The 11,034-nt window shown below is 66.3% G+C and carries 10 protein-coding genes; 9 read left to right on the top strand and 1 reads right to left on the bottom strand.

Annotated features, from left to right (window positions below):
- Positions 1 to 12 precede the first annotated feature (12 nt).
- The 9 genes from NAV27_RS11645 (at position 13) to NAV27_RS11685 (ending at position 10,578) form a co-directional block, all read left to right on the top strand.
- Positions 13 to 1,266 carry a DUF1329 domain-containing protein gene (locus NAV27_RS11645; RefSeq protein WP_197931610.1) on the top strand — a complete coding sequence of 418 codons (1,254 nt, stop codon included), beginning with the start codon at positions 13 to 15 and terminating at the stop codon, positions 1,264 to 1,266.
- Between the two features lie 71 nt (positions 1,267 to 1,337).
- Positions 1,338 to 3,395, top strand: a complete 2,058-nt coding sequence (locus tag NAV27_RS11650; RefSeq protein WP_102828283.1) for a hydantoinase/oxoprolinase family protein — start codon at positions 1,338 to 1,340, stop codon at positions 3,393 to 3,395.
- A gap of 5 nt (positions 3,396 to 3,400) precedes the next feature.
- Complete coding sequence (locus tag NAV27_RS11655; RefSeq protein ID WP_102828282.1) at positions 3,401 to 5,254, top strand: hydantoinase B/oxoprolinase family protein; 1,854 nt, start codon at positions 3,401 to 3,403, stop codon at positions 5,252 to 5,254.
- Positions 5,255 to 5,257: 3 nt separating this feature from the next.
- On the top strand, positions 5,258 to 5,848 hold the full coding sequence (locus NAV27_RS11660; protein WP_102828281.1) for an isochorismatase family protein: 591 nt from the start codon (positions 5,258 to 5,260) through the stop codon (positions 5,846 to 5,848).
- Positions 5,832 to 6,206: an isopropylmalate isomerase gene (locus NAV27_RS11665; RefSeq protein WP_102828280.1), complete on the top strand. Its 375-nt coding sequence runs from the start codon at positions 5,832 to 5,834 to the stop codon at positions 6,204 to 6,206. The genes NAV27_RS11660 and NAV27_RS11665 overlap by 17 nt, the downstream gene beginning before the upstream one ends.
- Before the next feature lie 21 nt (positions 6,207 to 6,227).
- Positions 6,228 to 7,640: a 3-isopropylmalate dehydratase large subunit gene (leuC, locus tag NAV27_RS11670; RefSeq protein WP_102828279.1), complete on the top strand. Its 1,413-nt coding sequence runs from the start codon at positions 6,228 to 6,230 to the stop codon at positions 7,638 to 7,640.
- 1 nt (position 7,641) lies between these two features.
- Complete coding sequence (gene leuD, locus NAV27_RS11675; RefSeq protein ID WP_102828278.1) at positions 7,642 to 8,280, top strand: 3-isopropylmalate dehydratase small subunit; 639 nt, start codon at positions 7,642 to 7,644, stop codon at positions 8,278 to 8,280.
- 37 nt (positions 8,281 to 8,317) lie between these two features.
- Complete coding sequence (locus NAV27_RS11680; protein WP_102828277.1) at positions 8,318 to 10,180, top strand: sigma 54-interacting transcriptional regulator; 1,863 nt, start codon at positions 8,318 to 8,320, stop codon at positions 10,178 to 10,180.
- Positions 10,177 to 10,578: a RidA family protein gene (locus NAV27_RS11685; protein WP_102828276.1), complete on the top strand. Its 402-nt coding sequence runs from the start codon at positions 10,177 to 10,179 to the stop codon at positions 10,576 to 10,578. The genes NAV27_RS11680 and NAV27_RS11685 overlap by 4 nt, the downstream gene beginning before the upstream one ends.
- A 131-nt stretch (positions 10,579 to 10,709) precedes the next feature.
- Here NAV27_RS11685 and NAV27_RS11690 read toward each other — a convergent pair.
- The coding region (locus NAV27_RS11690) for a LysR substrate-binding domain-containing protein (protein ID WP_256055302.1) at positions 10,710 to 11,034 on the bottom strand (325 nt) is incomplete at its 5' end.

Genomic DNA, 11,034 nt, shown 5'->3' on the forward strand with positions numbered 1-11,034 from the left:
GAGATGAAAACAATGAACATGCGTCTTAGCTGTCTGGCCACTGCATTGGCCCTGTCCAGCGTGCTCACCGCCCATGCCGCCGAGCTAAAGCCCGGCGACCAGATCAACGCCGCCAACCTCGCGCAGCAGCTCGGCAATACCTTCGAAGGCACCGCCATCGCCGACCTGCTCACCGAGCGCATGCAGACCCTGATCCGCGAGGAAGGCCTGAATATCACTCTCAAGGCGTCGCAGCCGGTCACGCTCGGCAAGGACTACATGGCGGCGACCCAGGCCAACGCCGGCAAGGCCAAGTACAACCCCGACACCCGCCAGGTGGAGGGCTGGGTCGCCGGCATACCGTTCCCGGAGGTGAAGGCCGATGATCCCCATGCGGCGGACAAGCTGATCTGGAACCACCATTACGCCCAGCCGGGCAAGAACGTGATGGACTACCCGAAGTTCGCCTACCTGTTCGTCGACGGCAAGAGTGGCCTGGAGCGCAAGCAGGAATGGCGCTTCCTGCGCTATCAGATGAAGGGCCGGCTGGGGGTGGACAACCCGGTCGAGGGCGACGGCAGCATCTTCACCAAGACCCTGCTGTACGCGACCTACCCCTCCGATATCCGCGGCCTGGGCCTGTTCACCATCCGCTACGACTCGCCCAAGCTCGAGGACTCCTGGGCCTACGTGAAGTCGGTGCGCCGCACCCGCCGGCTGTCCGGCGGTACCTGGATGGACCCGATCGGCGGTACCGACCAGCTCAACGACGACATCGAGATCTTCAACGCGCACCCCAGCTGGTACCCGGAATACAAGCTGCTCGGCAAGCGCAAGCTGCTGGTCGTGGCCAACTCCACCACCACCCCCTGGGACGCCAAGGCCAAGGGCAACGCCGAGTTCCCCATCGTCGATCTCGACAACGCGCCGCACTGGAACCCCAAGGACGGCTGGGAGCCGCGCGACGTCTGGGTCATCGAGGCGATCACCCCGCCGGAGCACCCCTACGGTCGCAAGGTGATGTACATGGACACCGAGTTCCCGCGCTTCTACCAGGCCGAGGCGTATGACCGCAAAGGCCAGTTCTGGAAGTGGATGAACTACCACCTCAAGACCATCAAGCTGGCCGACGGCGATACTGCGATCACCTCGGCCGCGGGCTTCACCCTGGACTACCAGCGGCGCCACGGCACCGTCTTCATCCTCGGCGAAGGCACCACGATGAACACTCCGGGGATCACCGCGGACAACGTCAACCTGCGCGAACTGGAAAAAATCGCTCGCTAGGGCGCGCGAGGCCTGGCCGTCGCAAAGGCGGCCAGGCTCTACAAGAATCAGGAAGCGTTTGGAGAGCAACCATGAGTTTTCGTTTGGGCGTAGACGTGGGCGGTACCTTCACCGACCTGCTACTGATCAATGATGTGACCGGCGAGAGCTTCACCGCCAAGGTCCCATCCACTCCTCACAACCCTTCCGTCGCGGTACTCAACGGCATCGAGCGGATCTGCGGCATCGCCGCCATCGACGCCGCGCAGATCAATTGCGTGATGCACGGCACCACCGTGGCGACCAACGCCATCCTCACCCGCCGCGGCGCCAAGGTCGGACTGGTGACCACCCGCGGCTACAAGCAGGTGCTGCACATCGCCCGTTCCTTCGTGCCGGGCGGGCTGGGTGGCTGGGTCATCTGGAACAAGGGCGAGCTGCTGGCGCCGCTGGAGCTGACCATCGAGGCCGACGAGCGCATGGGCGCCGACGGTAGCGTGGTCCGGCCGCTGGACCGCGAGGCGATCCGCCAGGAACTCGCGCGGCTGGCCGCAGCCGGCATCGAGGCGCTGACCATCAGCCTGGTCAACGCCTACGTCAACGGCGAACACGAGCGCGAGATCATGGCGATCGCCAGCGAGGTGATGCCGCACATTCCCGTGTCGCTGTCCTCGGAAGTCGTACCGGAGATGCAGGAGTACGAGCGCACCGAAACCACCGTGGTCAACAGCTACGTGCGGCCGGAGGTGGAGCGCTACATCGGCCATCTGCAGAACGAGCTGGACCGGCGCATCGGCGGCCACGCGCAGCTCTCCATCCTGCGCTCCGATGGCGGCCTGGCCACCAGCCAGTCGGCGGCCAACACCCCAGTCAACCTGCTGCTGTCGGGACCTGCCGGCGGTGTCGCCGGGGCGATCTGGTTCTGCTCGCGCGGCGGCTTCGACCGCGTACTGACCTTCGACGTCGGCGGCACCTCCACCGACGTGGCGCTGATCGATGGCAACCAGGCGCGCATCCGCCGCGAAACCCGCGTCGGCGACGTGGCCGTGCGCGCACCGTCGGTAGACGTGCGTACCGTCGGCGCCGGCGGCGGCTCGATCGCCAGCGTGCCGGAGCTGACCCGCGCCCTGCGCGTCGGCCCGGAAAGCGCCGGCGCCGTGCCCGGCCCGGCGGCTTACGATCGCGGTGGCGAGCAGGCCACTGTGACCGATGCCAACGTCGTGCTCGGCTACCTGCCGGCGGTGCAGAAACTCGGCGGCGATTTCCAGATTCGCCATGACCTGGCCACCGCTGCGGTACAGCGGGTCGCCGATGCCATGGGCGTATCGCTGTTCGAGGCTGCCGAAGGCATCGTGCGGCTGGCTAACGAACACATGTACGGCGCCCTGCGCCTGATCAGCGTCGAGCAGGGCTACGACCCGCGCGACTTCGCGCTCTGCGGCTTCGGCGGCGCCGGTCCGCTGCATGCCAATGCGATGGGCATCCTGATGAACGCCTGGCCGGTGATCATCCCGCCGGGGCCGGGCGTGCTCTGCGCCTACGGCGACGCCACCACGCGGGTCAAGGACGAGGCGTCGCGCTCGATCATCCGCCGCCTGAGCGAGCTCGACCTGGACGAAGTGATGCAGACCCTCGATCAGCTGAGCAGCCAGGTGAGCCAGTCGCTGGCCAGCCAGGGCGTCGAGCCGCATCTGCAACAGCTGAACTATCAGGCCGACGTGCGCTACCAGGGCCAGGCCTTGCAGCTGACCTTGGAAGTGGACCGCGAACGGCTGGCCAGCGAGGGACTGCAGGTGATCACCGGCGCGTTCGATGCCGAACACGAGCAGCTGTTCAGCTTCTCGCTCGGCGATTCCCACGAGCTGATCAACCTGCGGGCGATCGCCCGTGCGCCGCGTCCGCAGATCACCGAGCGCCAGTACGAAGGCAGCGCGCCGGACCTCGCCGCGGCGGTCAGCGGCCAGAGCCCGATCTACTACGCCGGCAACAACTACAGCGCCACGCTCTATGACCGCGCCAGACTGGCACCCGGCCTGGTCGTGACCGGCCCCGCCATCGTCATGGAGATGGATTCCACCACCGTTGTGTTCCCAGGTTACGAAGCGGCGGTTGACCGCGTCGGCAACCTGCTGATCCGGCCGCAGGAGTAAGCATCATGGTTGCGCGTATCACCCAGACCAATAACACCCCTTTCGAACGCGTAGCGGTGGACAGCATCACCATCGACATCGTCGAGAACGCGCTGAGCAACGCCCGTCACGAGATGGACGCGGTGCTGTTCCGCACCGCCATGAGCCCGGGCATCCGCGAGCAGGGCGATGCCTTCCCGCTGATCGCCACCAACGAAGGCAAGATGATCGTCGGCCAGTTCGGCTCGTTCATCACCGGCTTCCTGGAGAGCTACACCGGCGAGATCGAGGAAGGCGACATCTTCCTCACCAACGACCCCTACCTGTGCAACGGCGCCGTGAGTCACCTGCCGGACTGGCTGGTGCTGATGCCGATCTTCAAGGATGGCCGCGTCATCAACTATTCGGCCATGTTCGGCCACATGTCCGATGTCGGCGGCAAGGTGCCCGGCTCGCTGCCGACCAATGCCGCCTCGATCTGGGAGGAAGGCATCCGCATTCCGCCAGTCAAGCTGTACCGCAAGGGCGTGATGAACAGCGACATGCTCGACGTCATCCTGCACAACGTGCGCCTGCCGCGCTGGAACCGCTCGGACCTCAACGCCATCGTCGCCGCCTGCCGTACCGCCGGCAAACGCTGCGTGGAACTGGCCGAACGCTTCGGCGACGACATCTTCTACAGCGCCCAGCAGGAAATGCTCGACCGCACCCGCCGCGCGATGAAGGAGGTCATCCAGCGCGTGGTGCCGGAGCAGCGTCAGGTGTTCGAGGACTACATCTGCGACGACGGCGCCGGCCTCGGGCCGTACACCCTGCGCTGCGCCCTGTGGCGCGAGGGCGAGAAAGCGATCTTCGACTTCACCGGCACCGATCCGCAGGCGCCGTCGTCGGTGAACTTCTACCTCAACGAGGAGATGTTCAAGATCTTCTTCGGCGCGCTGACCATCAGCCTGTTCGACCCGGCGATCCTGCTCAACGACGGCTTCTACGACCTGGTTGAAGTACGCATCCCGCAAGGCTCGCTGCTCAAGCCGAACTTCCCCGCCGCGCTGTCCTGCCGGACCCACGCGCTGGGACGCATCTTCGACATGATGAGCGGCCTGCTCGGCCAGGGCGCGCCGGATGCAATGAACGCCGCGGGCTTCTCCGATTCGCCGCACTTCATGTACTCGGGCTACGACAAGAACGGCGAATGGTTCCAGCTGTTCCAGATCGGCTTCGGCGGTATTCCGGGGCGGCCGGCCGGCGACGGCGCCGATGGCCACTCGCTGTGGCCGGGCTTCACCAACGTGCCCAACGAGTTCGTCGAGGCCTACTTCCCGCTGCGCATCGAAAGCTACGAGACCCTGGCGGACACCGGCGGCGCCGGCCTGCATCGCGGCGGCAACGGCCTGCGGGTCAGCTATCGCATGCTGGCCGATGGCGAGATTTCCATCCACGACGACCGCTGGCTGACCTATCCGTGGGGCGTGAGCGGCGGCGAGCCGGGCGAGCGCAGCCGCAAGGAACTGCTGCGCGCCGATGGCACCCGCCAGATGCTGCCGTCCAAGTGCGACAACATCCGGGTCAGTGCCGGCGACCTGCTGCTGTTCGACACCTGGGGTGGCGGCGGCTGGGGCGATCCGTTCAAGCGCGACCCGGCCAAGGTGCTGACCGACGTGCGGCGCGGACTGGTCAGCGTCGACGGCGCGCGCCGCTATGGCGTGGTGGTCGTCAACGATGCCGTGGATCAGGCCGCGACGGACGAGCTGCGCGCTGCCTTGATCGATGCCCGTGGCCCGGTGCCGCTGTTCGATCGCGGTGGCAGCCTGGAGGAGCTCAAGGCGCGCTGCCTGGAAGAAACCGGCCTGCCCGCCCCCGCCACGCCGACCTGGAGCTGAACCATGTCCTTGCAATCTTCCGAGCTGCAGGCTGCCGGCCGTTACGCGCTGGTGCTGGTGGACCTCAGCCTGGGGTTCACCGACCCCGGCCTGAGCCCGCTGGCCAGCGACTGTCCGCAGGTGATTGAGGCCAACCGGCAACTGCTGGAGGCCTTCCGTCGGCGCGGCTGGCCGGTGTTCTTCACCACCGTGGCCTACGACAACCCGGACCAGGCGCGGGTATTTCGCGAGAAGCTGCCGAGTCTGAATGTGCTCACCGCGGGCAGCCGGCTGGTGGAGATCGACCCGCGCCTGGCACCGCGCGACGGCGAGCCGATCGTGGTCAAGCACTGGGCCAGCGCGTTCTTCGGTACCGAGTTAAAGGCCATGCTGGATGCCGCGGGTGTCGACGGGGTGATGGTGACCGGGCTGACCACCAGCGGCTGCGTGCGCGCTACGGCAGTGGATGCCCTGCAACACGACCTGCGCGTGCTGATTCCCGAGCAGGCCGTGGGCGACCGCAACCCGGCCGCGCATCAGGCCAACCTGTTCGACCTGCAGCTGAAGTACGCCGATGTGCGACCGCTGGAGCACTGCCTTGCGTTACTGGCGTGAAACCGGCTGCGCGGCCCTGGTCCTGCTGGCCGGCTGCGCGGGGGAGCGGCAGGCGATCGACAGTTCGCCGATCGTCAGCCAATCCCCCGCCTGCCGGGCCTATTCCCAGGCCTGGGTCGAACACTTTCGCGCCAACGTCGCCGCGCTGGAGGATCGGCGCGACGAAGCGGCGCGCACCCAACTGGTACAGGCCCGTACACGGCTGCGACAGCTGGAAACCGACGAGGCCTGTTACCGCCCCTATTGCCTGATCCAGCCCAGGTCCGAAGGACGACTCGATGCCTACTGCGGGTACAAGGTGCCCGACTCCAGCGGCGCCGAACTCTACCGGTGGATTCCCTGGTCCAACTTGAACTGAACCCTGACAGAGGACGATAACGTGGGAGCGCAGACACTCTACGACAAGCTGTGGGCGCGCCACCGGGTGGACGAACTCCCCGATGGCTCCACGCTGCTGTATATCGACCGGCACCTGCTGCACGAGGTGACGTCTCCGCAGGCGTTTTCCAACCTGCGCCTGGCCGGACGCAAACCCTGGCGGCTGGACACCAGCCTGGCTACGCCGGACCACAACGTTCCGACGCTCAGCCGTGAGCAAGGCGTCGAGGGCGTCAGCGACGTCATCGCCCGACAGCAGATCGCCACGCTGGAACGCAACAGCCGCGAGTTCGGCGTGCCGCTGTTTCCCCTCAACGACGTGCGCCAGGGCATCGTGCATGTCGTCGGCCCCGAGCAGGGCCTGACGCTGCCAGGCACCACCCTGGTCTGCGGCGATTCGCATACCGCCACCCACGGCGCGCTCGCCGCGCTTGCCCACGGCATCGGCAGCAGCGAGGTGGAGCATGTGCTGGCTACCCAGACGCTGCGCAGCCGCAAGCAGAAGAACTTCCGCATCCAGGTGAACAACCGCCTGGGCCTGGGCGTCACCGCCAAGGACCTGGCCCTGTACATCATCGGCCGGATCGGCACGGCCGGCGCCACCGGGCACGCCATCGAGTTCTGCGGCGAGGCGATTCGCGCGCTGAGCATGGAAGCGCGCATGACGCTGTGCAACATGAGCATCGAGGCCGGCGCCCGCGTGGGCCTGGTGGCCTACGACGACAAGACCGAGGCCTACGTGAAGGGGCGTCCGCTGGCACCGTGCGGCGCGCACTGGGAGCAGGCCATCACCTACTGGCGCACCCTGCATTCCGATGCCGAGGCGCAGTTCGACCGCGAACTGGAAATTGATGCCGCCGAGGTCCGCAACCAGGTGAGCTGGGGCACCTCGCCCGAGCAGGTGGCCGCCATCGACGGCCGCATCCCGACCCTGGATCAGGCCCGCGACGCCCTGCAGCGCGCCGACTGGGAACGCGCGCTGCGCTACATGGGCCTCGAACCCGGCCAGCCGCTGGCGGGCATTCCGGTTGACCGCATCTTCATCGGCTCCTGCACCAACGCCCGCATCGAGGACCTGCGCGCCGCCGCCGAGGTGTTGCGTGGGCGCACCGTTCACGAGCGGGTCCGCCAGGCGCTGGTCGTGCCGGGCTCCGGTCTGGTGCGCCTGCAGGCCGAGCGCGAGGGGCTGGATCGCATCTTCAAGGCCGCCGGATTCGAGTGGCGCTCGCCCGGTTGCTCCATGTGCCTGGGCATGAACGCCGACCGCCTCAATCCCGGCGAACGCTGCGCGGCCACGTCCAACCGCAACTTCGAGGGGCGCCAGGGCAAGGGCGGCCGCACCCATCTGATGTCACCGGCGATGGCCGCGGCGGCCGCGGTGATGGGCGAACTCACGGACCTGGGGAGCTTTTGAGATGCAGCCATTGAGCGAACACGAAGGTGTGATCATCCCCTTCAACCGCGCCAACATCGATACCGACCTGCTGCTGCCCAAGCAGTACCTCAAGAGCCTGGAGGCCTGCGGGTTCGGTGATTTCCTCTTCGACGACGAGCGTTACCTGGACCCCGGCGAGATCGACACGCCGATCGCCAGCCGCCGGCGCAACCCGGCATGTATCTTGAATAACCCTCCGTGGGATAAGGGTAGCGTGGTGCTGGCCCAGGCCAACTTCGGCTGCGGCTCCAGCCGCGAACACGCGGTGTGGGCCTTGCGGGACTTTGGCGTGCGGGTCGTGATAGCGCCCAGCTTCGGGGATATCTTCCGTAACAACTGCTTCAACAACGGGGTACTTCCGTTACAGCTGGCGCAGCAAGACGTGGATACGCTGTTCGCCATCGTGCAAAGCCAGCCCGGGATCTGCGCGCAGGTCAGCGTCAGCGAGCGCAGGCTGCAAGTCGGGGAGCTCGAACTGGACTTCGAGCTGGAGGAAGGGCGACGCCAGCGCCTGCTGCAGGGACTGGACGAAATCGGCGAAACACTGGCTTTTGCAGACCGGATCAAAGCGTACGAGAACATGCGAAAGGCGGAGGAACCCTGGCTGTTCAAGGGGTGAATGCATCGCGACCAATACTAAGAACAAGAGGTGCGCTGTGGAGTTTGCGAACGAAGAACTGGAACGGGTGAAGATCTGCTTCATCGGCAATTCGAAGGTCAGTCGTCTGGTACACAGCCTGATCCCGGAATTCGAATCGCTGGCGAACATCACCATCGTCGACAACATCTTCAACGATGCGGTGCGCGTGGCCCGCGAGCTGGTCGAGCGCCAGGAGGTGGACATTTTCGCCAGCGCCGGCGCCAACGCCTTCTACCTGCAGGACACTCTGCCCGTCCCGGTGCTGGCGCTAAAGGTCGAGCAATCGGACCTGATCCACGCCTTCCTCACCGCGCGCCGCGTTGCCGACAAGGCCCTGCTGCTGACCTACGAGCGCCAGGAAGCCAATATCGAGCTGCTGCGCCTGTTCGGCGGCATGGAGCTGATCCACCGCACCTACAGCACGGCGGAACAGGCTCACGAGATCTTCCACAGCCTGCGCGCCGAAGGCATCGGCGCGGTTATCGGTTCCAGCTACGTCTGCGACCTGGCCGACCAATGGAAGCTCGAATCGGTGCTGGTCTACTCCCGCGAATCCTGCCGCAACCTGCTGCGCAAGGCGATCCGCCACGCCGGGCTGTACAAGCGCGAACGCCAGCAGGCGGCCACCGAGCAATTCCTGCTGGAGCAGAACCCCAATCCGCAGGTCGTCACCAACCGCAACGGCGTGGTGGTGGCCTGGAACAGCGCTGCACAGAGCCTGATCCCCGGTCTGCCCAAACGCCGTCGCCTGAATGGCATCCTCGACTCGCGCGTGCTCGAAGCCGAGAGCCTCAGCGCCGAGGGTCTGCTGCTCGGCGACCGTCTGTGCACGCTGAACAAGGTCCCCTTCGACGTGGATGGCGAAGGCGTCGGCTCGCTCTACGTGTTCTATCCGCAGCCGCTGGCCCAGCCCAGCGACCAGCAGCGCCGGCTGGTCTACCAATCCAGCCGCATGGTCGAAATGCAGAGCCAACTGATGCTCTACGGCTCCACCCCAGGCACGGTACTGCTGCGCGGCGAGACCGGCACCGGCAAGGAACTGGCGGCGCGGCAGATCCATACCGCCAGCAGCAACGCCGCGGGCCCGTTCGTGGCGATCAACTGCGCAGCGATCCCGGCGGAGCTGTTCGAGTCCGAGCTGTTCGGCTATGCCGACGGTGCCTTCACCAGCGCCAAGAACGGCGGCAAGTCCGGCCTGCTCGAGAGCGCCAACAACGGCACGTTCTTCCTCGACGAGATCAACTCGATGCCGCTGCCGCAGCAGGCCAAGCTGTTGCGGGTGCTGCAGGAACGCGAGGTGCGGCCGGTCGGTGCCAAGCGCGCCATCGCGCTGAACATCAAGTTCGTGGTGGCGTGCAACACCGACCTGCAGGCCGAAGTCCGCGCCGGGCGCTTCCGCGAGGATCTTTACTACCGCCTGAGCACCTTCGTCATCGTGCTACCGCCGCTGCGCGAACGCATGGAAGACATACCGCTACTCACCGAATACCTGGTCCGTCGCGCCGGCCAGCGCTACGCGGTGGACGTCGATCCGGCAGACATGGCGCGCGCGCTGACCCCGGTATTCCGCCGCTACAACTGGCCCGGCAACGTACGCCAGCTGGAAAACATCATCGAGCGGCTGGTGGTCTCCCTGCGCCTCTATGGCAGCAGCGACGCGCTAGTCGAAGCCATGCCACGGCTGGCGCCGGAACTGTTCAACCCGATCAGCGAGGTGGACGAAGGCGGCCATCTGCACCAAGTCGAGCAGGAGGAGATCGTCAAAGCCCTCCAGCAGTTCGGCGGCAACAAGAGCCTCGCCGCCGAATACCTGGGCATCAGCCAGACTACGCTGTGGCGCCGTCTCAAGCGCATCGCCGGCGAAGCGAGCCATCCATGAAGAAGACCGCGATACAACCGCTGCCCGATCCCTTCGCGCCGTTTGCCCTGTCGCCGGGCATCGCCTATGGCGACCTGCTGTTCATTTCCGGGCAGGCGGCGCTGGACGCGCAGGGCCGGATCGTGGGCGAAGGCGACTTCATCGCCCAGGCCGAATGCGCCTTCGGCAACCTTGCGCGCGTGCTGGAAACCGCCGGCGCCACCCTGGACGACGTGCTGAAAGTCACCCTCTTCGTCACCGACATGGCCTGCTTTCCCGACGTCGTCGCGCTGCGTAAGCGCTTCTTCCGCCCGCCCTATCCGGCCGATTCCATCGTACAGGTCAGCGCCCTGGCGTTGCCGGGGCTGCTGTTCGAGATCGAGGCCATCGCGGCCCGCCCGCGACAGGCGGACCGCTAGTCGCTCGAAACTGCCAGCTCCCCACACCAATAGCGAGGCACCGCTGGCGCGAGCCGGTGCAGCGGCGAAGATCAGCCAGGGGAGCGGCCAAGCTGCCCAACCACGGGCTCGGCCATACGGAGCCCCCGCCTTCAGCCCTCGTTGCGAACGTCGAATTTAGCGTTCGTAGCCGAACGCGAGCCGCCCAAACGCTCTTCCTGCAAAAACACTTTGAAAGCCTGCCAAAGCGGGCTGCGATAGCGGTCAGGGTGCCAGACAAGCGAGAACGTACGGTTCAGTGGCAGATCGGTCGCCAGTGCAACCAGTTCACCACGCCCCAACTCACCGGCGACGCTCAGCCGAAACAGGCAGCCCAGCCCGAAGCCGGCACGCACCGCTTGCTTGATCGCCTCATGCTGACTCAGCTCCATTCGCACCCTGATGCGTTGAGCGAGCGGGCGGACGGCCGCCTCGAAC

Source organism: Stutzerimonas degradans (assembly GCF_024448505.1).
Lineage (GTDB): Bacteria > Pseudomonadota > Gammaproteobacteria > Pseudomonadales > Pseudomonadaceae > Stutzerimonas > Stutzerimonas degradans.

What these genes read in the sequence shown, in the direction of transcription:
- NAV27_RS11650 (WP_102828283.1), top strand. Translation starts at nt 1,338, where the DNA reads ATGAGTTTTCGTTTGGGCGTAGACGTGGGCGGTACCTTCACCGACCTG.
- NAV27_RS11685 (WP_102828276.1), top strand. Translation starts at nt 10,177, where the DNA reads ATGAAGAAGACCGCGATACAACCGCTGCCCGATCCCTTCGCGCCGTTT.
- NAV27_RS11660 (WP_102828281.1), top strand. Translation starts at nt 5,258, where the DNA reads ATGTCCTTGCAATCTTCCGAGCTGCAGGCTGCCGGCCGTTACGCGCTG.
- NAV27_RS11645 (WP_197931610.1), top strand. Translation starts at nt 13, where the DNA reads ATGAACATGCGTCTTAGCTGTCTGGCCACTGCATTGGCCCTGTCCAGC.
- NAV27_RS11655 (WP_102828282.1), top strand. Translation starts at nt 3,401, where the DNA reads ATGGTTGCGCGTATCACCCAGACCAATAACACCCCTTTCGAACGCGTA.
- leuD (WP_102828278.1), top strand. Translation starts at nt 7,642, where the DNA reads ATGCAGCCATTGAGCGAACACGAAGGTGTGATCATCCCCTTCAACCGC.